Genomic DNA, 22,271 nt, shown 5'->3' with positions numbered 1-22,271 from the left:
GCTCCCTCGTGGGCCGCCCGTCCGGACAGGCAGATCACTTTCACCGTGGTATCCGAACGCTTAGGCGCTGGCAGGGCAAACGATGGGGAAATGGCAGCGACAGGCGAGGGCGAAGATGCTGACGGCGAGTACGTCGACGGGCCGCTCGTCGAAACCGGCGTGCTCGAACAGCGAGCCTACCAGACCCAACTGGCAGACGCCGCGGCCACGAGCCACACCCTGGTCTGTCTGCCGACGGGGTTGGGGAAGACGACCGTCAGTCTGCTGGTGACCGTACAACGGCTCAACGAGGCTGGCGGAAAGGCCCTCCTGTTGGCCCCGACCAAGCCCCTCGTCCAGCAACACGCCGAGTTCTACCGGGAGGCATTAACGATCGACGACGAGGCAATCGTCGTCTTCACCGGCGAGGTGCGGCCCGACGACCGCGCCGAATTGTGGGACGAGGCGACAGTCGTGATCGCGACGCCGCAGGTCGTCGAGAACGACATTCTCGGCTCGCGGATCGACCTCTCTCCTGTGACCCACTGCACCTTCGACGAGTGCCACCGTGCCAGCGGCGAATACCCCTACACGTTCATCGCCGAGCGCTACCACGCCGAGGCCGAAGAGCCACTCGTGACAGGCATGAGCGCCTCACCGGGCGACGACGAGGAAGCAATCTTGCAGGTCTGTGCCAACCTCGGCATTCGGGAAGTCGAGGTGATGACCGAGGACGACGCCGACGTGGCCGCCTACACCCACCAGACGAGCGTCGACTGGGAACGTGTCGAGTTGCCTGAACCGGTCGTCGAGATCCGGGATGGCCTACACGAAGTGATCAAAGACCGGATGAGCCAGCTGAAAGAACTGGGTGTCACCGGCACGACCCAGCCCGACGTTTCCGAACGAGAGATCCGGAAGATCCAGGCCAAGGTGCAGGAGTTGATGGACGCAGACCAGTCGGAAGGCTATCAGGGGATGAGTCTACTGGCCGAAATCCGCAAACTCCGGACGGCCGTCACCTACGCCGAAACCCAAAGCGTCGAGAGTCTACGCCGGTACTTCGAGCGATTGAAAAACGCCGCTCGCTCTTCGGGGGCCTCGAAGGCCGACCAGCGGCTGGTCAGTGAACCGAAAGTCCGGGAGGCCGTCCGGAAAGCCGAGGACTTCGACGATCTGCACCCGAAATTCAGACGGACGCGCGTGCTGATCGCCCAAACGCTCGGCATCGAGGACGGCGAGCGCGTCATCGTCTTCACCGAATCCCGCGACACCGCGGAGACGCTGACGGACTTCCTGGGTGAGCACTTCGATACCCGGAAGTTCGTCGGCCAAAGCGACACCGAGGGCAGCGATGGGATGAGCCAGAGCGACCAGCAAGAAACCTTAGACGCCTTCCGCGCGGGCGAGTTCGAAGTCCTGGTCTCGACCAGTGTCGCCGAGGAGGGCCTGGACGTGCCCGAAGTCGATCTCGTCCTCTTTTACGAACCGGTTCCGACGGCGATTCGCTCGATCCAACGCAAGGGCCGGACCGGCCGCCAGACCGAAGGGGCCGTCACGGTCCTGATCGCCGAAGACACCCGCGACGAGGCCTACTTCTGGAAGTCCCGCCAGGACGAAAAGCGCATGGAGCAAGAACTCCGGGAACTGAAAGACGTCGCCGGCGAGATCGAATCCCGGCTGGACGAACAGGTCAATCTAACGGCTTTCGACAGCAGTGAAAAGAGTGCTGACAGCACGGCGACCGACGATACCCACGAAGGTACCGGGAGGAAGGACGACGATACCACGGCGTCCGACGGAGACGATGACAGCACGGCAACGGAGAACGACGAACGCACGGAAACAGACGACGACGGCCAGACCGGCCTAGACGCCTTCGCGCCGACCGAGGCGGATGCAGTCGAGTCGACTGCCGATGAGGACGACGACAGTGACGACGATCCGGAGGGGACGGTCGCCACAGCCAAGCGCGAGGAGGGGTGCGAAGTCGTCATCGATCAGCGGGAACTCGACAGCGCGATCGGGCGGGACCTCGCCCGCCAAGAAGGGATCGAGACACGCCTAGAGACCCTGGAAGTCGGCGACTACGTTCTCTCGGATCGGGTCGTCGTCGAGCGCAAATCGGTCGCTGACTTTCTGGATACCCTGACAGGCGGGGATCGGTCGGTCTTCGAGCAGGTCAAAGACGACGCCCGGCACTACGATCGGCCGGTCGTGATTCTGGAGGGCGAGGGCCTCTACGAAGAACGGAACGTCCACCCGAACGCGATCCGCGGGGCGCTGGCGTCGGTGGCGGTGGATTTCGGGGCGAGCGTCCTCCGGACAGCCGACGAGGAGGGGACTGCGGCGTTGCTCGCGACGATCGCGACCCGGGAACAGGAGGCGAGCGACCGCGAGGTGAGCGTCCACGGCGAGAAGCAATCGAAGACGCTGGCCGAACAACAGGAGTACGTCGTCGCCTCGATCGCCGACGTCGGGCCGGTGACGGCCCAGGCACTGCTCGAACACTTCAGCACCGTCGAGGCGGTGATGACCGCAAACGAAGAGGACCTGCTGGAGGTTGGCGGAGTGGGTGAGGTCACCGCCGAGCGGATTCGGGAAGTCGTCGGCAGCGACTACGATCCCTGAACGCTGCTTCGACAACGGCGACTCACGGTATTGCGCGTTCTGCCGAAGAGCGGCCGCCAAAGCCGACGTCAAAGCAATCGAGACACGACCCGTCCTGTTAGGCGACTTCTCGCCACTCACCTTCGTAGACGTAGCCGGCAATCTCGCCTTCCTCGGCCAACTGCTCGAAGAGATCGGACAATTGTGATCGACCCTCAGGGATGCGCTTCAGGAAGGCCCCCTCGAGCAAATACACGCCAGCGTTGATCAAGTGGGACTCCGAGACATCCGGTTTTTCAGTGAATCCGATGATCCGGTTGCCTTTCATCTGGACCACGCCGTAGTCGGACGTCTCCTTGGATGTGGTGAGTGCCATCGTTGCGAGAGCATCCGCGTCTCGATGGGTACGTGCCATGTCAGCGACATCCAACTCACAGAGGACATCGCCATTCATGACGAGAAACGTCTCGTCGGCGGCGACGTCAACCCGATCGAGACTGCCGGCGGTCCCCATGGCCTCGGTCTCGTAGAGAACCGTCACATCCGGGGCCTCCGCTTCGAGATGATCCCTGACCGCAGGATCAGCGGTCGCAACAGCGACTTCGTCGATCCCCGCTGCCGCAAGGAACGCTAGAGTATGTGCGATCGCCGGTTCGCCGTCAACCTCGACGAGGCAAGAGCTATCCTGTCTCCCCCCAAGAATCACAGCAGTTCCGATCCCCTGGCGGCGAAGATAGTCCGTGAGGAACGTTTCGACACCCCTCGATCGGTTTCCAATTCCCGCCTCTTCGATCCGGCGATCCAACGTCGCCACGAGATCTTCATCGAGAGTGAGGGAGATCCGCTTTTTGCCCATGCGAGTGCCTACGGCAGCCCGAAATAAAATACGTCGGTCCCTAGACGGAACTGACGTCCCGAAGCCATCGCCCGGTCGAACGGCTCAGGAAGGCCGTGACGTGATAGGCTACGTTCACTCGACGGGTTTGGCCGTCGTCTCCTCGGGAACCCCCTCAGAAGAGTCCATGCGTTGCCAGTCCTCGCTGAGAGCATCCATGATCTCCGGTAACGTCGTGTACTCGAGTTCCTCGAGGGGCAATCGGTGGGGCTCGAACGGCCCGTGTTCGCGCAAGTAATCCGCCTGTTCGTTTGCCTGCTTCCGTGCCCGATCGAAGGCGACATCGTCAAAGAGGTCGTTCGGACCGACCAGGTTACCGTTCGTGACCTGAAAGCCAGCCGCGATACATCGCGGCGGACCGTCAAAGCGTGACGTCTGGGAATACTCCATCGGGACCGGCATCATCGGCCCGACGTGGCTCCCGCGCATCCAGCCCGAGACCATATGCGGGAACGTGAACGGCTCTAGGACCTCCCCGATCGCGGGAAGGCCGGACTGGGACCTGACGACAGCGACGGGGTCGTCCTTGCCGACGTACTCGCCGGCAACGTCGACCAGCTTCTCCGTCGAGACGGAGGCAACCGGCTCCGCGGGGTCGTTCTTGTTACCCTCGCGGGGATACACTCGCTTGATCACGTATCGCGAGGGTGCACCGATCAACGCCAGTAGTTCGTGGGCGTCTTCGGGCGTCTCCAGGAAGACCTTGCGATTCTCCTCGATATCCCAGATCTCGAAGGAAAATCCTTCGTTCATGCTGGGATCGATGACGAGGCCTGGCGTGTTGAACGGATCGCCAAATACCTTGTACATGGGGAGATTGAACGCCCCTGGCTCGGTCTTGTCCATCGCGAAGACGACGATTGGATCCGAAGGACGCTCAGTGAATTCCAGCTCGGCCGCCCCTGGACCAAGCCCACGGACGTTCCCGGAGAAGGCCTCCGAGAGCAGGTCTTGGCCCGCGCCGTACAATCCGAGATCCTCGGCGACCGCTGTGCCACGCTCGAAGGCGCCCCATGCGAGTTCGTGAATCCGCTCGTCGTCGATCCCTTGCCGGTGGGTCAAGACGAGCTGGAGATCGTCACCCGCGCTAGTGACGTGAAACCCCTCCAGGATATCCGCGTGATCCGTGAGCGAGGACTCGACCGCCTCCCGGACGCGAGGATGGGTGTCTGAATGCCCGACGTAGCCGCCGACGTCCGCCTTGATCGCGGACACAGTGATTGTTGTCATCTATCCTCACCAGTAATACATCGTATTACCCGGGAGCTGTAAATACGTTATGTTCGTGACACCAGGACGAAGAAGTACATCTCGCAGTGGTGATGGCTACAATACTGGCGTCGTGAGGATCAAGACCCCATGGCCATCTCGCGATTCGAAGAAATGTAACAAAACGTCCAGTCATAGACAATAAAAAGAAGATGTCACGACGAGAACCAAGAAGTTGAACAGTCGCTTCCAGAGCATTCTCCACCGCAAGGTTGTCCACTCACAGAAGAATATCAAATGAGACGGGAGGTCTAATTCGTCGGAGAGTTGTCAATCTAGATCTGGACGACGAGCAGTGGAGGAGCTGGGTCGTTCCTGGTCTCGCAGCGACCGAGGCCGACAGACAGCCCGACCGGCAGCCTCGAACCGTAGCTCGAATCAGTGTTGGCTACTGCGTTCTACCTCGTCAAAACGGGCCGTGACGTCGCTGCTGTCGTATTCTGCTTTGGACCAGCCGCACGGATCGCCGAACGATTCCTCGGGCCAGTACTGGTCGTCCAGCGCGAACCGCCGGCAGACCCCGATACGACCGAAGCCGACGACCGGTCCTGAGCAGCGCCGACCGGCACCGGTCGGGAAACCGATATATATTTCGGGAGCGAGCGATCACGAACAGTCGTGATGACGTCTATCGCCGGTGAGTGTGTTCATCTCCGCTAAGTTCTCCGGAGTCGCTCGGTCAGTCCTCGACTTCGAGGTGAGTCACGATGGCTGGTGAGCGAGTGCTGGTTCCCGAGAAGGGGCGCAACGCCGGGGCCGCCCTGGCGATCGAACTCGACGGCGAGGGCTACGACCTTGAGTGGATACGCTCGCTGATCAACGGGAAAGGCAAACGCGCCGCCAAGACGGGCGAGGGATTCGAGGCGTTACAGGCCCAGATCGACCGGTTGAATGCGATCAACGACACCGGCGATCCGGAGACCGGATACACCGACCAGCTGGGAACCTTCCGGATCGGGTTCAAACACTTCGGGCGACTCAATCCCCGCCCAGTGCTCGAAAAGATCGAATTCACCGACCGCCGGATCGAGGGCTACGAATCGCCCCGCGACGCCTGGGAACAGGGCGCAAGTCGCTTCTATGCGGGGTACGACGCGATCCTCGAAGAACTCCTCGGGTACGAAGAACTCGACGTCAGCGAGGGCTTCGAGACGGCCGTCGAAAACGCGCTGGGCGAGCGCGGCTATCGGCAGACTGGCGCGACCGGCAGCGACGTGACCTGGGCAGCGATGTCGGGCGACGAGGCCATCCCCGAGGTGCCCGAGGCTGTGCTGGTCCCAGAATCGTTCCGGCGGCTCGGAGCCGCACTGGCCCGCGTCGTCTGGGGCGAGCAACCGCCCCTGTACACGTACGACGAGTACGCACACAAGCGCGACATCGACTTTGCCGACGAGGAGCAGGTCCTGGCAGACGCCCCGCCCGGCGTTGCGGGCATCTACATGTTCGTCACCGGCGGGACCGCCAGGGAGTTCGGTCTCGCAATCGAACCGATTGAGGGCGCAGAGAGTCGTCTCGGTATCTTCGAAACGGAAACACAGCAAACCATGGTCGAAACAACGAGTCTGAAAGGTATGTACGATCGCCTGCCCGGGGAGTTCTCTTCCTGGCGGGCGCTGATCGACGTCGTCGAACAGACAGCCCAGGAGTTCGGGTTCAGAGAGATCGATACACCCGCCATCGAACGGACGGAACTGTACCGGATCAAATCCGGCGAGGAACTGCTCGAACAGACCTACAGCTTCGAGGATCGGGGCGGCCGTGACGTGACACTGACCCCCGAGCAAACCCCGACGCGGGCGCGGATCGTCCAGCAGCGCAAGGACCTCACCACGCCGATCAAGTGGTTCGACACCTCAAAGCGCTGGCGCTACGAAAACGTCCAGAAGGGGCGAGACCGCGAGTTCTTCCAGACCGACATCGACATCTTCGGGATCGAGTCGGTCGCCGCCGACGCCGAGCTGATCGCCTGCGGTGCCCGCATCTACCAGAAACTCGACGTCGAAGACAGCGTTGAGTTTCTGATCAACGACCGCAACCTCTTGGAGTCGATTCTCGAAGCCGAGGGTGTCGAGAACACCCAGGCGACGATGGAAGTCATCGACGACAAGGAGAAACTGGAACGCGAGGAGTTCCGCACGGCGCTGACCGAGAGTGGCTTGACTGGAGCACAGGCCGAACTGGTCGACGAGCTGACTGACATCAGCGGGCCGATCACCGAAGCGATCGACGAACTCGAAGCGATCGCCCCAGACGAGGCGGCCGCCCAGGCCGCCGTTGGCCGCATGGCCGAGCTGGCCGAGCACCTCGAAGCCTACGACGTCGCCCCGATGTGCAAACTCGACCTCTCGATCGTGCGCGGACTCGCCTACTACACTGGGCTGGTCTTCGAGGCCTTCGACACCCAGGGCGAGTTGCGGGCGCTCTTTGGCGGTGGCCGCTACGACGAGCTGGTCGGCCTGTTTGGCGACCAGGAGGTCCCCGCCGTCGGGTTCGCCTTCGGATACTCGACGACCCGGGAACTCCTCGAGCGGGAGGGTGTCTGGCCCGAAGAGACTGTCTCGACCGATGTCTACATCGCGACCGTCTCGGCGAGCGTCGCAGACGTCGGCGTCGAACTCGCGACCGACTTGCGGACCGAGGGGCTGACCGTCGAGACGGACCTGGCCGATCGAAACCTCGGTAGCCAGTTCGGCTACGCCGACGGAATCAACGCCACCTACGCCGTGGTCGTCGGTGAGCGCGACCTCGAAGACGACGAAGTGACCCTGCGAGATATGGAAAGCGGCGACGAGGAGAACGTCCCAGTCGACGATCTCGTCGATATCGTCGACGACCGGCTTTGACATCCTCCCACGGCTGAAGCCGTAGGATTCCCACGTTGGGATATTAGGGTCTACGGTGCTATCTGTTCTTGTGGGGCGACTCGCCCCGTGGATTTGTCGAACAGGCGTACCGATGGCTGTGCCAAGCAGCCGTTACTCCTATCCTGTGACGGATTCGGAGTTACCGTCGCTCGCATATTCTCTGCCGCGTTCAAATCACTATTAGCGACGAACTCGCAGTTTTCACAGACGTACAGGCCACGCTCAACACGGTTTGAATCGGCTTTCGTAGCACACTTACAGCACGTTATCGACGTAGCCAACTCGTACTCATCAACCCACTCAATCTCGATGCCACGCTCTTCAGCCTTGTACTCGATATGACTCAGCAAAATTTCGAACGCCCAGTCGTGCAGGCGTTTGTTGCCGTGTCTACCCCAGTCTTCATCAGCACGAATGTTCTTCGGATGGCCGACTGCAATTGTCCCAACGCTTCATCCCACCCGTGAACGGGTGGGCTTTCGCCTCGCTACCGCTGTAATTCCTGCTTGTCCGTGCTGTAGCCGCGTCCGGTCCCCGGACGCTCGCGTTTTGATTGTGAGAGTTGGCAGTCAACCAGTGCAAACGGGACTGAGAGGCTGCGATCGGGAGATTGGATATACCGAAATAAGATTTACAGGCGTTGCACAGCAGCCCCCAGCACCATCGGAACGAAAGGGACTCCCCCGCACCGACCAGTGCGATCCGGGCAGAAGGGGCGATCAGTGCACCGAGCCCACTCTGGAAGCCCCCACCCGATAGTCACACCCGATCGAACAGATCATCGAAGCGGCCCAAACTATCGTACCGACTCCGCCTGTGGGCAGCCCGTAGCGGAGCGGGAGTCGCGATAAACCAAATTCGGCTATATTGAACGAGGAGAGTGGCTTCACCCTCGCTGGCCGAAGATGACGATAGCGACACACCGAGAGAGACAGGAGCAAGCCGATCTGCCAACGGTTCGACGGTCTCGTCTTGCTTGCCTCGCCACTGCCACGAGGACGAAGAGTCTTCACAGAGGCGCCACGGACGGGCGCGGCCACTACCGGAGCCAACGAGCACAGGTATTTGCAACGTCGAAGGTCGCTCGTCGGGGCTAGTTGGTCTCGCGGTCAAAGTGGTTGGGTCACTTCGTAGGAGGTGTGTCTGAGTCCCAGCCGGCCAACGCGTCGGGCTATGTGTTGACTGTCACCAGGACCTTGATGGCCTCGCGCTCGTCCATCGCCGCATAGCCCTCCGGAATACCGTCGAGATCGACAGTCTTCGTGAAGATTGGCGATGGGTCGAGTGTGCCTTGTAACACGTCAGCCATGAGCTCCTCGGCGTAGGCCCGGACGGGGGCAGGGCCACCAGTGAACGAGGCGTTCTTTGCGAACAACTGACTGACGAATTCGGCACTCTCGATGTGAGGAACACCGACGTAGCCGATATTACCGCCGGGCCGAACGATTTGGGCAGCGGTTTCCAGTGCCGACTCGGCACCGACGCATTCGAGGACGTGATTCGCGCCACCGTGGGTGAGTGTGTTGACTTCCTCGATGGCTTGTTGGCCCCGACTCGAGACGGTCGCTGTCGCGCCGAAGTCACGAGCCATATCGAGGCGGTCGTCGTGGTGGCCCATGGCGATGATGCGTTGGGCGCCGAGGCGACGCGCCGCGAGCACGCCACAGAGGCCAACGGCGCCGTCGCCGACGACGACAACCGTATCGCCGGGACTCACGTCGGCACTGACCGCAGCGTGGTGGCCGGTCCCCATCACGTCCGTCAGTGGAAGGAGCGCTTGGAGGGTGTCCTCGTCGTCGGCATACCGATCGGGAACGCGAACGAGCGTGCCGTCGGCCTGGGGAACACGAATTTGCTCGCCCTGCCCGCCACAGTCCAAATCACCCCAGAAGCGACCGTTTACGCAAGCCGTCTGGAGGCCGTTGCGACAGAACTCACACTCGCCACAGCTGATTGCAAAGGGTGCAAACACGCGGTCGCCGGGCTCGACCGATCGGACGTCCGCACCGACAGCGTCGACGATCCCCATGGGTTCGTGGCCAACGGGGGACCCCGTTTCCCGGTCTTCCTCGCCACGGTAGAACCACAGGTCCGAGCCACAGATCGCGGTGTGGGTAACGCGAACGACCACGTCGGTTGACTCCTCGATATGAGGGTCCGGTCGGTCTTCGATCCGGATATCGCCAGGGCCGCGGTAGATTGCAGCGTTCATGTTGTCCATCGAAAAGCAGGAGGGCCTCACTGATGTATCCGCTGGCGACAGGAGCGGCGGGTACCCGATACTGTCGAGCGATCCCCAGACGCATCGCCGTTGCCGTCCGGGGGCGGACAGCGGGCAAGAGAAGGCCAACATAGACCCGGAACTGTCCCCACGACCGAGTGGGGACGAAACGTCACCTGGTGGTTGGCGCTAAGGGCCGAAGTCCAAATGGCGGTCTGCCCGCCAGCAGTGACGAGGGCTGGGCAATGCCCACCGTTGGCAGGGGGTTTGGTGTCGAGACCTGGCGCGGATTCTCAGAGGAGCCTCGCGACAGCGCTTCGTGCTGGCAGTTGCTCGATCCAGCGGTCGGTACATCGTCGGCGTCGTCACCGAACCGGATGATTTACCACCGGGAGTGTGTACAACTCGGGTATGAACAGCGTTACGGATCGCTTTGCGGATCGGCTAGAACCGATCGGGATCGTGACAGGGGCGTTTCTCGTCGTCGTCGGGCTCGGCACGATGGCCGGCCAACCGTGGAGCACCAACGGCAGCGCACTCGTCTCGGCGGTACAGCTCCTGGGTGTCGCGGGGATGGTCGCCATCGGCGTCGGGTTGGCCTGGCTCGCCCGGAGCGAGTAACGAAAAGCGTCGACTCAGCCTTTGACTGGCAGGTATCCCATCGCGAGCAGGACGATCGCAGCGAGGAAGCTGAGAATACTCACACCCCAGAGTCCGTTCATCCGTTCGTGGTAGTAGTCGATATCGGCTTGTTGTTGCTGGTAGGACTGGGCGGCGTCCTCGCTGGGGAGGATTTTGACGGACGACACCTCTGGAAAGTACACGAAGTACTGTTGGTCGTTGAGCGTGACGGTGCTCGCACCCGCAAGCCGGACCGTGTTCGGCCGTTCGGCCGACCAGACCAGGGGCACGCCAGCACTGGTCACGTTGCCGATCGTCGCGTCGTTACCCTGGTACCACACCTGCTCGCCCTCCTCGAAGGTAGCGGTGTCGGGTTCGGGCAGATACGCCGACAGGGCGACGGTTGCGTTGTCTTCCCGGGAGACGACTGACTGAACGCCATCGACCGAGACCGTCTCGTTGTAGACGGCAGGATCGCGTTCGAGCCGGCTCGAAACGTCGAACACTTGGCGGAAGGTTGCCGAGTCAGGCGCGGTACCGTTCTGGACAGTCACGCGGTAGGGCTCGGCCCAGACCAGGGTCACGCCGTCGTCGTCGATCGCCGTGACGGTCGTTTCGTTGTCGCGGTAGGTGAGGGTGTCTTCGACAGCGATGGTCGTGTTCTGTGAGGCGTTGTCGGTGTTCGAGAGCATCGCCATCGGCGAGTCCGCCGAGGTGTTGACCGTCACGCGATAGGTGCCGTTCTCGTAGGGGATCGTCGAACCGGCTTCGAGCGTCCGCGACCAGCGCGCGTCTTGGCCGTCCCACCGGACGTCGAGTGGTGAGACCGTCGAGTCGTTGGCAAGAGTCTCGGTGTACCGGGCTGACTCGTTGGTCCAGGCGAGTTCACCGGAGCCATCGTCCGAGCCATCGACACTCTCGACGGTATAGGTGCGGTCCTGGACGCTGAACGTGTCGCCAACAGTGTGTGCCTCGCCCGGCAGCGAGATCGACGGGGCCTCAGAGATGCCGATGAAGGCGTAGGCCCCGGCGCCGACGACGAGGAAGAGCACGACAGAGATCGCGACAGCGCGTCGTTGCATATCACGTCGATCCGGCGGGCCACCCGGTAAACGTTACGGCACCGGGGAAATCGGTCGAGACTGGCCGCGCCGAGACGGAAGAATCACGCCGGGTGTGGGTCCGGGAGCGCCCGATGGCGGCGCGGCGGGATCAAAAAGTTCCCCCGGTGGGTGGTGAAAATATATTCCAGAATGCCGTTGTTGACCCGCTGGCGAATCGCCGGTTCGTCAGTCAGGTCGGTCCCGTTCATCGCCCGTCGGACGTCCTCGAAGGCAGAAATCCCCTGCTGCAGCGACGGGAAGTGCAAAGCGGCAACGTCGCCGTCGGTCGATTCACAGTGCCGCCGGAGGAGGCGGACGTTGCCCTCGCTGTCGCGGTTGGCCCGGGCGGCCTTCTGTGCGTGGCCGACGCGGCCGAACTCGCGGGCGTGCTCGCGAACGTGTTCGATCATCTCGGGAGTGAGTCCGCTGTCGCTACCGAGATTGTCCCCGACGCCCTCGACGAGTTCGTCCGCCGCGTGGACGGGGCTGAACAGTTCCGCGACGCGTTGGGTAAAGTCCTGTTCGCCATACCAGTCATCGAGGCGCTGGCGGAGCCGCGAGACGTGTTTGGTCGTCCCGCCGGCAAAGGGCCCATCGTCGATCGTCACGTAGTCCTCGGTCGCCTGATTGCCCGTGAACCCAGCCTCAAAGCCCATAAACAGCGGCGAAGCCTCGGGAACGGGCTCGGAGTCGGGAATGCCAGCCACGTCCTGCTTCTCGGCTGGGAGCCCCGCACCGACGAAGCCCGTCCGGCGGTCGGCAACCGAGAAGACGTCGGTGAGTGGCGTCTGGACGGTGACGCCGTTGGCCCGATCACGCTCGCCCCGCAGGGCGCGGTCGGCTTCCAGGACGACATCGGCACGGTCGCTGGCGAGGTGGACGAGTGCGTCCTGGGTGTCGAAGGCTGGATCCTCGAACGGCGAGAGGCGGCGCGGGGACGGCAAGTCGATGGTGTCGGGCACCGATGCGTCGAACCGGTCGAAGTAGGCCGGCGAGTACCCGATCGAAGATAGCAGGCCGTCGTTCGAGCGCTCGTAGGCTCGATCGATCGTCGAGAGCGCCGATTCGACGGCCGCCCGGTCGGCGTCGGTCGGTGGGCCGTCCCGCTCCAGTGTCAGATACAGGAAGACCTGGTGGCGCGGGAGTTTCACGTTGCCGTGCTCGTCAGTCCGGACGCGGTCGTTCCAGGCGTGCTGGCGTTCGGGCAGGGTCGTAGGGTCGTCGACCCCTGTCGGTACTGGATCGTCTGACTGTTCGAGACACGCACTCAGCGCCGCCGCGCCGCCAGCCGCCACCGCGGCCTTGCAGAACTGGCGTCGGTCGAGTCCGGATCGCTCCGCTGGCATTGGCTACTGTTGGGCGTCGACTCCGAAAACCACACCGCCTCCGGCGACTGGAACATGGTTCGCCAGCGCCGGCGACCCAGGGCGACCCGCTACAGTTGCACCGACGCCGTCGGCAGGTCGAAGAAGGCCGTCTCGTAGCCCTCGTGGCGGGCGACCTGCGGCGGTGTCTCGGCGAGCAACGAGATGGATTCGCCAGCTGGATCCGCCGACAGGGCCGTCCCGTAGTGATAGCCCAGTTCGGGATCGAACGTGCGGGTTAGTTGGGTTTCGATCGGACCACCGCCGGTGGTGAAACGGGCCGACAGCCCCATCCGAGAGAGGCGAATCCGGTTGTACCGGGTGTGGGGAATGACCGCGAGGTACGGGCCGGAGTCGATGCCAGGGGGCGACTCGTCGCGGAGGGCAACGAGATAGCGCACGTCGCCGGCCCGGGTCGTCGCTGTCCGACCGGAAACTGTCGCTTGTTCTGGAGCTCGTGCGCCAGCGACCGCCCCGCCCATCGGTTCGAGTGCGCCGCGCTCGCCAGCCCGGTTGAGTCGGTCGAGTCGCAACTCGGCCATCGCGCGTTCGTCGAACGAATACGAGAGTGTCTCGGTGACTGGATCGGTGAATCGGTCGCGAAAGGCCCCCGTCAACCGGACCGTCGGCGTGCCGACAGTGACCGCAAGGTCGTACTCGCGACCGTCTTCGAGTCCGCTGAAATTAGCACCGTGGTGGAGGCCCATCGTCTGGGAGAGCATGGCGTAGATCGTCTCCTGAGAGGCCAGAGACCCTTCGCGCGTGATCGCCATCGAGAGGCCGACTTCGGGGACGACGAGGCCAGTCTCACGATCGCGAACAGTCGCCATCAGGTGAGTCGAGTCCGCCTCTTCCAGCGGGACGCGCTCGGTGTCGGTGCCAGTCACCATCCAAAAGCGGTGGGGATAGCTGTAGGTCACGACGAGTTCGTACGGGCCGGCCGTGACCGAGCCAACGCGCGCCATCCCCTCGATGTGGCCGGGAACGTAGCTGCCGGCCGGCCGCTCGGAGACGACAGTCGGGACGTCGATCGACCGGGATTCGATCGAGCCACACCCGGCCAATGCTGTCGCTCCTAGCGCACTCGTCGCGAGGAACGTCCGTCGGTACACAGCGGCTGTACGGGCGGCACATCAAAACGAGTTGTGGTGTCGGTCGCCCCTACCGGGACCAACGGGCCGATCACTCCGGGCGGACGACCGCCGAGCACCCGGGACAGGTCGCATACATGGCCTCGCCGCCGGCCCGTTCGTAGGTGATCAATACGCGTCGCTGTTCGATTGTGGCCCCACAGTGCGGGCAACGGCCGACGGCGTGGCTGTGTTGTTGCATTGGAAAGGGGAACAGTGTGGAACGTGTGACAGCGTGTCGTCAACGACGCTCCAATTCAGTCTGGGTCGGGAGATGGTAAATAAGCCAGCCCACCGGAGTGAAAGTGAAACTGCTGGATAGCGACCGTACGGCCCGACAACGCGAAACTGGTTTCTCCCCGGGCGACGAATTGCCCGGCAGTGAGCAGCGAGGTCTATCGGACGATCGCCGAATCCGGACACGCGGAGTTCGTGATCTCGGGCTCTGAGTTCATCGGCCACGCCCGGCCCGTCGAGACAGTCCAGGACGCCGAGTCGTTCATCGAGGCGGTTCGAGACGAGTACGACGACGCGACACACAACGTCCCGGCCTACCGGGTCCGGGCCGATCCGCTCAGGGAGTACGCAAGCGACGACGGCGAGCCCTCAGGTTCGGCCGGCAAGCCCGCACTGAACGTCCTCCAGGGCCAAGAGTTGGAGAACGTCGGCGTCGTCGTGACGCGGTATTTCGGCGGGACGGAACTGGGCGTCGGCGGGCTCGTCAGCGCGTACTCACGGGCCGTCAAAGAAGCGATCGAGGACGCAGGCGTCACAGAGGAGCGGCCCCACGAACAGCTGGCGATCACCGTCGAGTACGACGACTCGGGGACCGTCAGAGGGATTCTGGAGAGCGAGGGCGTCGAGTTCGAGGCCGAGTACGGCGAGGACGTCCAGTTTTCGGTGCGGGTGCCGACCGAAGAGAGCGACGATCTGTGCGATCGGATTGCGAGTGCGACCAGCGGACGAGCGGACGTCAGCGGGCCGACAGAGTAGCCTCGCGAGATCGGGGTGTCGATCGCGAGGCAGTCGATACGTGTCTTCGGACAACACGGACCGAAGAACAAAGAACAGAGGGAGTCTGGAGATATTCGTTACGTCGTCCGGAACGCCCGATCGCCGGCATCGCCCAGTCCGGGAACGATGTAGCCATCGTCGTCGAGGCGATCGTCGATGGCGACGGTCAGGAGTTCGATGTCGGGGAATTCCGAACGGAGTCGATCGAGTCCCTCGGGGGCGCTGACGGCCGAAAGGACGATCACACGCTCGGGGTCGGCACCGTTCAGCACCTCGTCGATGACGGCACACATCGTCGAGCCCGTCGCCAACATTGGGTCGGCGATGATGAGCGTGTCCTCGTCGTGGATGTCGGGCATCTTGTTGTACTCGATGGAGATGTCGAACTGGCCCTCACTATCCATGCCACCTTCCTCGTCGCGGCCGGCGGAGATGACACCCTGCTTGGCTCGCGGGAATGCCTTGAGCAATCCTTCGACGAACGGGGTCGCCGCGCGGAGCACGTTGACGATCACCACGTCGTCCATGTCGCCGACGCGCTCGCCTTCGGTCGTCATCAGGGGCGTCTCGACGGTGACTGTTTCACGCTGCATGAGGCCGTCGATGATCTCGTAGCCACAGATGCGGCCGAGTTTGACCAGTCCTTTCCGGAAGGCGACCTGTTCGGTATCGACATCTCGCAGTCGTGTTAACGTGTCCTGGGCAAGCGCGTGGGAGACGACCTTGGCTCGGTCGTAATCTTCGATGGTCATCGTCGGAACTGAGACGCGGGCACCTCAAAGGCGTTGATATTCGACCCAGGAGTGCTAGAGAGGGATCTGCACACCCCGACAAGCCTTATGCACGCTGACGCCTAACCGCGGCCAAGACGGGAGACGACCCAGCGTCGCAACTCCCGTGATCGCCAATGGAAGAGAGTGTCTCCGGCTTCAAGGTGCGTGGCGACTGGATCGAGATCGTCGAACACGGCGAGCGAATCGTGCGGGCGCTCCAGGAACTCGCCGACGAGTACGACGTCGACGACCGAGCCCTCGAAGAGTTCGACGAGTGGCGGCCCAAGAGCCACGAGCGCCTCGACGAGGACGTCAACGAGAAGACAGCCCAGCAGGCCCGCGTCGACGAAGGAAAGGGCGAAAAGAAGGGGAAAGATCCGGACGACGATCTCCGGACGGCCGGGGAAAAGCTCGCTGATTCCTACGAGAACCTCAACGACCCCGACGAGGCCGTCGACGCCTGGAGTGATTCGATCGACTACGTCGCCCGGGCGGCCGATTCAGCCGGCCGGAAGGCGGTTCGTGCGGTCGAAGACCGCGTCTATCGCAACGTCATGACCCAGGTCGCACCCTACTACTTCGATAATGACCTGATCAGCGCGAACATCCGCCGTGTCGACGACACGAACCCCGAGTACGTCTTCGAGGTCAACGTCAACGACGACGACCTGAAAATCCGGGTCTCGAACAAACTCGCCGACTTCGACCAGGAGGTCGATCGTTGGCACGTCGACACCGAAAAGGAGATCGAGACGCCCGAAGCCGCCGAAGGTGTCGAAGTGCCACAGACGAACCACGACGACGTCGACTCCAGAACGAACTGACGTCTATCCGGACAGTCCCCGTTGTCGAGCCGTTCTCGCCGAGACCGTAGCGTATTAGCGGACACAGGACAACCCCGAGACCATGGGACTGGTCGTAACTGTCGGAACCGTGCTCGTCGCCGCACTGGCCAGTCTGTTCATGGCGTGGGCCATCGGTGCCGGGTCGTCGGGCTCGACGCCGTTCGCGCCCGCAGTTGGGGCCAATGCCATCTCGGTGATGCGGGCTGCCTTCGTCGTCGGGATTCTCGGACTCGCCGGGGCTGTCCTACAGGGGGCCGCAGTCACGGAGACCGTCGGACGCGGACTCGTTCTCTTTCCCGACGGCAGCGGCCTGACCTCGACGGCCTCGATCTTGTTGCTCACGATCGCCGGCGGCCTGGTCGCCGTCGGTGTCTTCGCCGGGTACCCGATCGCGACGGCTTTTACCGTGACTGGCGCAGTCGTCGGCGTCGGGCTGGCACTCGGGGGCGAACCCGCATGGGGAACCTACCAGGGGATCGTGGCACTGTGGGTCGCCACACCCTTTGTCGGGGGCGGGGCAGCCTACGGCACCGCTCGCTGGCTCCGAAGCGGGGTAGGCGGGGAAGCCCGCATCGTCGCCGCCCTGGCCGGGTTCGTCGGTGCGATTCTGGCGAATATCCGCTTTGCCATATTGGGGCCAGCCGACCAACAGGCGTCGGTTGCGGCGGCGATCGCGACGAGGCTGGACGCCGGCATCGCCGTACAGATGGCCGTCACATTGGCGTTTGCGAGCCTCGCCGCCGGGCTCCTGTATCGGGGAACGCGGGCGAATCGTGCCCAGAGCCAGCGACGATTCCTCCTCGTGCTCGGTGGCCTCGTCGCGTTCTCGGCGGGTGGCAGCCAGGTCGGGCTCGCGATCGGACCGGTCCTCCCGGTCCTGGAGCCGTACGACCTCCCGCTGGTCGTCGCCTTGCTCGCCGGTGGAGTCGGCCTGCTGGTCGGCTCCTGGACCGGTGCGCCACGCATGATCAAGGCACTCAGCCAGGACTACTCTTCGCTGTCCCCGCGGCGGTCGATCGCGGCACTGATCCCCGCGTTCGTCATCGCCCAGATCGCCGTCTTCTTCGGCATTCCCGTCTCGTTCAACGAGATTACGGTGAGTGCGATCGTCGGCAGCGGCTACGCTGCCGGGGGCAGCGGAATCAGCCGGGCGAAGATGGGCTACACCGTACTCGCCTGGATCGGCTCGCTCGTGATCGCGCTTGTTGCGGGGTATGGTGGGTATCGGCTTCTCACACTGCTGTGAGCCACAGCGACGTGGGACTCTCAGGACTCGTCGGTCGCGTCAGCCTCGTCGGATTCATCGGAGGGGTTGCCATCCCTCGGCTGAGATTTGTCCTCGGGCAAGGAGATTCTCGCTTTCATGATACGGGTGTTCTCGACCTGCTGGACGCGGATCTCGACGCCGTCGTACTCGATAGATTCGCCTTCTTCGACCAGCCGGCCGGCGCGATTGAAGACGAACCCCGCGATGGTCTCGAACTCCTCGCCCTCTGGCAGATCCAGACTCAGCGCCTCGTTGACTTCCTCGATGTTGACCTCTCCTTTGACCAGGGCAGTATCGTCGTCGATGAACTCGATCGGGTGTTCTTCTTCGCCTTCTAGAATCTCGCCGACGATTTCCTCGGTGAGATCCTCCATCGTGACCAGCCCTTCGGTCGTCCCGAATTCGTCGATGACGATCACCAGATGAAGGCGTTCAGCCCGCATCTCGGCGAGGAGATCGTCGACGTTTTTCGATTCGGGGACGTGTAGCGTCGGTTCGATGAGGTCCTCGAGTTCCACGTCGTCTCTGCCACCATACTGGGCATCACGGACGAGATCGCGAATATTGACGACCCCGATGACGTTGTCGAGACTCCCCTCGTAGACGGGCAGGCGGGCGTGGCCACCGTGGATACACTGCTCGATGGCTTCGTCGACCGAGGCATCGACTGAGATGGCATCCATGTCGAGCCGGGGTGTCATGACTTCCTTGGCGATCGTCCGGTTGAACCGGAGGGTACGCTGGAGCATCTGGCGTTCCTCCTCGTCGAGGACGCCTTCACGCTCGCCAGTCTGGATCATGTCTCGGATCTCCTCGCGGGTCAGATAAGACGTCTCGATGGCCGAGCGACCGCCGGTAACCCTATTGACCAGCCCAGTCAGGAAGTCGAACAGGGTAATGAGCGGCCACAGGACCTTCTCGACGAGCTGCAAGACGGGGGCGACCCGACGTGCGTGTAACTCGGTGTTGTCGACGGCGTATGACTTTGGCGCGCTCTCGCCAAACAGGAGGACGAGCGAGGTGATCCCGAGCGAGGAGACGATCACGGCTGCGCCGGCGTCGAAGTAGAAGCCGACGATCGTCGTCGAGATCGAGGACATGGTGATGTTGACCATGTTGTTGCCGACGAGGATCGTCACGAGCAACCGATGGGGATCTTCCTTGAGTGCCTTCACGGCGGCGGCACCGCGCTTGCCCTCCTCGAACATCGCGTCCAGCCGGTGGGCTGGCAGGGAGAACATCGCGATCTCCGAAGAGGAGAAAAATCCCGACCCGACGAGAAGGGCCAGGATCATGAGGGCACCGACCAACGTGACCGCCATCTGTGACAGTTCGATGCCAACGACCGGCACGGTGTAGAGGTGGATGCCAACCTCTGCCGCTGCTGAAAGTCCAGATATACCCATCAACACCCTGTGTTGCCATGCCGGGAAATTAACTCTTGTGTGGATTCGTGCTCGTTGGGGTCTCGGCGGGCGAGAGCGCCGACAGACTTAGCCACAGGCGGCCCCAACGAGAAGACATGTCAGAGACTGCGCCGTCGATCACGCTCTATCGGCTCCAGGCGTGTCCGTTCTGTGAGCGAGTCGCTCGCGTCCTGGACGACTTCGGCCTCGAATACCAGTCGCGGTTCGTCGAACCCCTGCACTCGAAACGCAACGCCGTCAAGCGACTAACCGGCGCGCGGACAGTCCCCGCGATCGTCGACGAATCGACGGGCGTAACCATGAGCGAGAGCGCCCAGATCGTCGCGTACCTCGAAGACACGTACGGCCAAGCGAGCGCCACGGCGACCGAGCAGACTGGAGGTGAGGCCTGATGGATCTCGAGTTCGACGTCGTCGAGTTCGAGGCAACCGATCACGTCGCCGAAGGCGAGACCGCCCCGGCGTTCACCCGCCCGCTGGTGAACGACGAGTACTGGGAAGACGTCCCGCTTGCGGCCCTGCTCGAGGAGCCGCCCGTCGTGCTCGTGTTCCATCCCATGGACGGGTCGTTCCCAGCGACGTACGTTTGGAACGAAATCGCCGATCGCGAGTGGCACGAATCGGCGACGGTCGTCGGCGTCTCGATCTCGACGCCTTATGCCCACAAGCGACTGATCGAGTCCGAAGGCCTCGAAGCGTATCGCCTCTATTCGGACCCGAGCAACGAGATCGCCCGCGAGTACGGCGTCGCCCACGATCTTGACGGCATGGCCGGCATCGAAGAACCACGACCGGCCGTGTTCGTCCTCGACGGCGAGGGCGTCGTCGAGGACGCCTGGGTCGCCACGGAGTGGCCCGAGTTCCCCGAGTACGACGAGATCGAAGCCGCGATCGAATCGCTGTAGTATGGCCAGCGAACAACGACTGCAGCCGGCGGTCGAAGCTGTCGACTCGGGCGGCCTGGTCGTCTATCCGACCGAGACTGTCTATGGCCTGGGCGCTGACGCGCTCGATCCCGAGGCCGTCGAGGCCGTGTTCGACACGAAAGGACGGGCCAGCTCGGAGCCGATCTCGCTCGGCGTCCCCGACGTGTCGACCGCGCTGGAATACGTCGCGGCCAGCGAGCGCGAGCGGGCGTTCATGGAGGCGTTCCTCCCCGGTCCCGTGACGGTCGTCGTCCGGCGAGGGCGCGACGTGCCGGATGCACTCACGGCTGGACGTGAACGCGTCGGCGTTCGCGTGCCGGATCACGACCTCGCGCGGCGATTGCTCGAACAGACCGGGCCGCTGACGGCCACCAGCGCCAACGTCTCCGGCCGGGAGAGTGCGACCCGGGCCGAGGATGTCGACCGAGAGATCCGTGACGCCGCCGGCGTGGTTCTCGATGGCGGTGACACGGCCGGCCAGGCGAGCACGGTCGTCGACGTCAGTGACGGCACGATCCACCGACGCGGCGCGAACGCCGACGCCGTTGCCGCGTGGCTAGATGCGAACTGATCGGCCACGCTCGGAACGGACGGGCTCAGAGGAGCGAGCCGAGCGAGCGGGTCCGGACGCCACAGGAATCGCGATAGTCACAGGTCTCGCACTTCGTTCGATTCCGGACCCGTGAGGGTGGGCCGTCGATGGACCGGACGGTCCGGAGGGTCGAGCGGTAGCCAGCCCGTCGGTGAGCCGACAGCGAGACGCGCCGAACCACCCCGTGAGCCGGATACTCGGCGAAGGCGATGTCGATGGGTCGCTCCCGTTCGTAGGAGAGAGCCAGTGCGGCGGCCACCAGTCGGACGGACTGGGGCTGCCAGACGCCGGTATCGGGCGGCTCGCCGGTAAATAGCAGCGATGGGGCGACCGGCTCCTCGAGGATCTTGTGGGCGACGCCTCGGCAGTCCCGGCCCTCCAGTAAGACGTCTCGGTCGGCGGGGTCGACAAGGCTTTCCCAGGCCTCGGAGCGGGCTTTCGCCCGGTGGAGTGCCGAGCGATACTGGGTCGCGGTGACGGCGATGGGCTCGTCGTCCAGATCCGCGTCTGCGAGCAGCCGCGGATATTCGTAGGCGAGTTCACGCCGCATGGCGACTGAATCGGGCACTTCGGGGGTCTCGTCGTCGCGCCGGCGGTAGTACAACTGGCGGGGACAGTAGGCGGCGGTCGCCAGGTCACGGAACGTGGGCACGGCCGGGAGTGGCCGCGCTCCGCATCATAAACGGACGGACTGCGGGAATGGCAACGGCCCGGCCTCAAAAGGAGACGTCGGTCTCGATGTCAGCCGCCGCCTCTTCAAGGCCGTCCTCGGTCGCCTCTTTGGTCAGCCGATCGGCCAGCTCGGCGTCGGGAATGACGTCCCGGAAGGTACTCCGGTAGCGGTGGCTGACACGACGGGCTTGCTGGCGGGCCTCGAAGACGCGCCGATACCGCACAATGGTATCGGAATCGATGGCCAGTTCCGAGGCGAGAGTCTCGTCGTCGTCAGTTTCTCGGAACCGCTCCCGGAGTTGATCCCACTCGATCGAGGCGTCGGTATCGGACGCCCGAAAGAGGTGCAGTTCCAGCCGGGCCAGAAAGACGGTCTCGGCGTCAGTGTCGAGTGCGTCGGCGATCGCGTCGTCGTCGACCCCTTCGTAGAACAACTGGACAAGTTCGACACGCTCCTCGATCGTCAGATCCGCCTCGAACGTGAATGTCTCGGCCATGGCCTCGACGACTGCCCGGACCCGTTTCGTGACGGTCTCGTCGTCCAGATCGGCGAGAGCAGCGAGTGTGCCCCGGTCGGCGGACTGATCGGCCGTGACGGTGTCGGTCCCTGCCACGTCGACAAACAGCTCCCGGAGTTCCTCGGTTTTCTCGTCCATCGATCGACAATTAGTCGTCACGACCAATGTAGGTGTCGGGTAGG

The 22,271-nt window shown here is 63.5% G+C and carries 22 protein-coding genes; 10 read left to right on the top strand and 12 right to left on the bottom strand.

Going from position 1 to position 22,271, the window contains the following annotated elements; genetic code table 11:
- Positions 1-90 precede the first annotated feature (90 nt).
- Complete coding sequence (locus Hrd1104_RS12150; protein WP_154553008.1) at positions 91-2,610, top strand: DEAD/DEAH box helicase; 2,520 nt, start codon at positions 91-93, stop codon at positions 2,608-2,610.
- Positions 2,611-2,707: 97 nt separating this feature from the next.
- Here Hrd1104_RS12150 and Hrd1104_RS12145 read toward each other — a convergent pair whose 3' ends face one another.
- Positions 2,708-3,445 carry a sugar phosphate nucleotidyltransferase gene (locus Hrd1104_RS12145; RefSeq protein ID WP_154553007.1) on the bottom strand — a complete coding sequence of 246 codons (738 nt, stop codon included), beginning with the start codon at positions 3,443-3,445 and terminating at the stop codon, positions 2,708-2,710.
- 114 nt (positions 3,446-3,559) lie between these two features.
- Positions 3,560-4,714, bottom strand: coding sequence for a fructose-1,6-bisphosphate aldolase/phosphatase (gene fbp, locus Hrd1104_RS12140; protein WP_154553006.1), 1,155 nt, complete (start codon positions 4,712-4,714; stop codon positions 3,560-3,562).
- Positions 4,715-5,137: 423 nt separating this feature from the next.
- Between fbp and Hrd1104_RS12135 the strand changes: the two genes are divergently transcribed.
- Positions 5,138-5,305, top strand: coding sequence for a hypothetical protein (locus Hrd1104_RS12135; protein WP_154553005.1), 168 nt, complete (start codon positions 5,138-5,140; stop codon positions 5,303-5,305).
- A 155-nt stretch (positions 5,306-5,460) separates the two neighbouring features.
- A complete protein-coding gene (gene hisS, locus Hrd1104_RS13400; protein WP_229770485.1) occupies positions 5,461-7,596 on the top strand; it encodes a histidine--tRNA ligase in 2,136 nt (711 codons plus the stop codon).
- Between the two features lie 50 nt (positions 7,597-7,646).
- On the opposite strand, the gene Hrd1104_RS12125 is transcribed toward hisS, so the two are convergent.
- On the bottom strand, positions 7,647-8,033 hold the full coding sequence (locus Hrd1104_RS12125; RefSeq protein WP_229770578.1) for a zinc ribbon domain-containing protein: 387 nt from the start codon (positions 8,031-8,033) through the stop codon (positions 7,647-7,649).
- Between the two features lie 755 nt (positions 8,034-8,788).
- Entirely contained in the window at positions 8,789-9,829 is a 1,041-nt protein-coding gene (locus tag Hrd1104_RS12120; RefSeq protein WP_154553252.1) for a zinc-dependent alcohol dehydrogenase family protein, read from the bottom strand.
- 420 nt (positions 9,830-10,249) lie between these two features.
- Here Hrd1104_RS12120 and Hrd1104_RS12115 point away from each other — a divergent pair, with 420 nt between their 5' ends.
- Positions 10,250-10,459: a hypothetical protein gene (locus Hrd1104_RS12115; protein ID WP_154553004.1), complete on the top strand. Its 210-nt coding sequence runs from the start codon at positions 10,250-10,252 to the stop codon at positions 10,457-10,459.
- A gap of 14 nt (positions 10,460-10,473) precedes the next feature.
- On the opposite strand, the gene Hrd1104_RS12110 is transcribed toward Hrd1104_RS12115, so the two are convergent.
- The 4 genes from Hrd1104_RS12110 to Hrd1104_RS13175 form a co-directional block, all read right to left on the bottom strand.
- A complete protein-coding gene (locus tag Hrd1104_RS12110; RefSeq protein WP_154553003.1) occupies positions 10,474-11,541 on the bottom strand; it encodes a hypothetical protein in 1,068 nt (355 codons plus the stop codon).
- Between the two features lie 83 nt (positions 11,542-11,624).
- Positions 11,625-12,908 carry a Tat pathway signal protein gene (locus tag Hrd1104_RS12105; RefSeq protein ID WP_154553002.1) on the bottom strand — a complete coding sequence of 428 codons (1,284 nt, stop codon included), beginning with the start codon at positions 12,906-12,908 and terminating at the stop codon, positions 11,625-11,627.
- Positions 12,909-12,997: 89 nt separating this feature from the next.
- On the bottom strand, positions 12,998-14,038 hold the full coding sequence (locus Hrd1104_RS12100; protein ID WP_154553001.1) for a hypothetical protein: 1,041 nt from the start codon (positions 14,036-14,038) through the stop codon (positions 12,998-13,000).
- Positions 14,039-14,108: 70 nt separating this feature from the next.
- Positions 14,109-14,258, bottom strand: coding sequence for a hypothetical protein (locus Hrd1104_RS13175; RefSeq protein WP_195837593.1), 150 nt, complete (start codon positions 14,256-14,258; stop codon positions 14,109-14,111).
- A 179-nt stretch (positions 14,259-14,437) separates the two neighbouring features.
- On the opposite strand from Hrd1104_RS13175, the gene Hrd1104_RS12095 reads away from it, so the two are divergent.
- Positions 14,438-15,049 carry a YigZ family protein gene (locus Hrd1104_RS12095; RefSeq protein ID WP_154553000.1) on the top strand — a complete coding sequence of 204 codons (612 nt, stop codon included), beginning with the start codon at positions 14,438-14,440 and terminating at the stop codon, positions 15,047-15,049.
- Positions 15,050-15,147: 98 nt separating this feature from the next.
- Here the strand turns inward: Hrd1104_RS12095 and upp are convergent, their stop codons facing one another.
- On the bottom strand, positions 15,148-15,822 hold the full coding sequence (gene upp / locus Hrd1104_RS12090) for a uracil phosphoribosyltransferase (protein ID WP_154552999.1): 675 nt from the start codon (positions 15,820-15,822) through the stop codon (positions 15,148-15,150).
- Between the two features lie 155 nt (positions 15,823-15,977).
- Here upp and Hrd1104_RS12085 point away from each other — a divergent pair, with 155 nt between their 5' ends.
- Both Hrd1104_RS12085 and Hrd1104_RS12080 read left to right on the top strand, forming a co-directional pair.
- Positions 15,978-16,667, top strand: coding sequence for a DUF5828 family protein (locus Hrd1104_RS12085; RefSeq protein WP_154552998.1), 690 nt, complete (start codon positions 15,978-15,980; stop codon positions 16,665-16,667).
- Between the two features lie 82 nt (positions 16,668-16,749).
- On the top strand, positions 16,750-17,934 hold the full coding sequence (locus tag Hrd1104_RS12080; RefSeq protein WP_154552997.1) for an inorganic phosphate transporter: 1,185 nt from the start codon (positions 16,750-16,752) through the stop codon (positions 17,932-17,934).
- A 20-nt stretch (positions 17,935-17,954) separates the two neighbouring features.
- Here Hrd1104_RS12080 and Hrd1104_RS12075 read toward each other — a convergent pair whose 3' ends face one another.
- Positions 17,955-19,361 (bottom strand): hemolysin family protein, encoded by a 1,407-nt coding sequence (locus Hrd1104_RS12075; RefSeq protein ID WP_154552996.1) that lies wholly within the window; start codon positions 19,359-19,361, stop codon positions 17,955-17,957.
- A gap of 116 nt (positions 19,362-19,477) precedes the next feature.
- Between Hrd1104_RS12075 and Hrd1104_RS12070 the strand changes: the two genes are divergently transcribed.
- Genes Hrd1104_RS12070 through Hrd1104_RS12060 form a run of 3 tightly spaced genes read left to right on the top strand, consistent with a single transcriptional unit; the run spans position 19,478 to position 20,878 of the window.
- Entirely contained in the window at positions 19,478-19,774 is a 297-nt protein-coding gene (locus tag Hrd1104_RS12070; protein ID WP_154552995.1) for a glutathione S-transferase N-terminal domain-containing protein, read from the top strand.
- Positions 19,774-20,286, top strand: a complete 513-nt coding sequence (locus Hrd1104_RS12065; protein ID WP_154552994.1) for a redoxin domain-containing protein — start codon at positions 19,774-19,776, stop codon at positions 20,284-20,286. Before Hrd1104_RS12070 ends, Hrd1104_RS12065 begins: the two co-directional genes overlap by 1 nt.
- A gap of 1 nt (position 20,287) precedes the next feature.
- A complete protein-coding gene (locus tag Hrd1104_RS12060; RefSeq protein ID WP_154552993.1) occupies positions 20,288-20,878 on the top strand; it encodes an L-threonylcarbamoyladenylate synthase in 591 nt (196 codons plus the stop codon).
- A 25-nt stretch (positions 20,879-20,903) separates the two neighbouring features.
- Here the strand turns inward: Hrd1104_RS12060 and Hrd1104_RS12055 are convergent, their stop codons facing one another.
- The gene (locus Hrd1104_RS12055; RefSeq protein WP_154552992.1) at positions 20,904-21,551 is read right to left on the bottom strand and encodes a hypothetical protein; all 648 of its coding nucleotides are present in this window, start codon (positions 21,549-21,551) and stop codon (positions 20,904-20,906) included.
- A gap of 64 nt (positions 21,552-21,615) precedes the next feature.
- Positions 21,616-22,227 (bottom strand): hypothetical protein, encoded by a 612-nt coding sequence (locus Hrd1104_RS12050; protein WP_154552991.1) that lies wholly within the window; start codon positions 22,225-22,227, stop codon positions 21,616-21,618.
- Positions 22,228-22,271 lie beyond the last annotated feature (44 nt).

The organism is Halorhabdus sp. CBA1104, assembly GCF_009690625.1.
Taxonomy (GTDB): Archaea; Halobacteriota; Halobacteria; order Halobacteriales; family Haloarculaceae; genus Halorhabdus.
The sequence above is the reverse complement of the archived record's forward strand: the minus strand, read 5'-3'. Positions and strand labels throughout refer to the sequence as shown.